This window comes from [Flexibacter] sp. ATCC 35208 (genome assembly GCF_001975825.1).
GTDB lineage: Bacteria > Bacteroidota > Bacteroidia > Chitinophagales > Chitinophagaceae > Chitinophaga.
This window is the reverse complement of the sequence record NZ_MTKN01000304.1, coordinates 1-443: the sequence shown is the minus strand read 5'-3', so window position 1 is coordinate 443 and position 443 is coordinate 1. Positions and strand designations below refer to the sequence as shown.

Here is a 443-nt window from a genome sequence, read left to right as displayed (position 1 = left end):
AGTTATTTTGCTCTTATCCATTCTTATTTCGGCAGTTCCTTTACCAGTATTATGAATTTTATAGCCATCATTTTCAACTATATATACTTTGTTTTCAGGTAGGCCTTCATTGCCCAAATAACGACCGTCTTTTGAATAGAAGTCTCCAGAATATTTATAATTTGGATCAGTTAATTCAGATTGATCATTTATTGTATAATAATCAATATTTGAATCTTTTTTAATTAAAGATCCAATATTCTCATTAATAAATCTCTCCATTTCACTAGCATTTTTATCATCTTCGATCTGCTGACGCCAAATGCCAAGCATAATTCGTCTAAAACGGGCCATTTCAGAAGCACTAGTATCTTTTAGTTCTATAATATGTTTTCTGGTACTCATTAGGATGGTTTTTTATGAAAGGGCAAAAAGGTATTTACTATAGAATTTCTATTTTAACC

General features: G+C 30.0%; 1 protein-coding gene. It reads right to left on the bottom strand.

Features of this window, described 5'->3' with window-relative positions; translation table 11 throughout:
* Nucleotides 1-384 (bottom strand): hypothetical protein (locus BW716_RS35640; RefSeq protein ID WP_143709269.1); only part of this gene is annotated, 384 nt, incomplete at its 3' end.
* Nucleotides 385-443 lie beyond the last annotated feature (59 nt).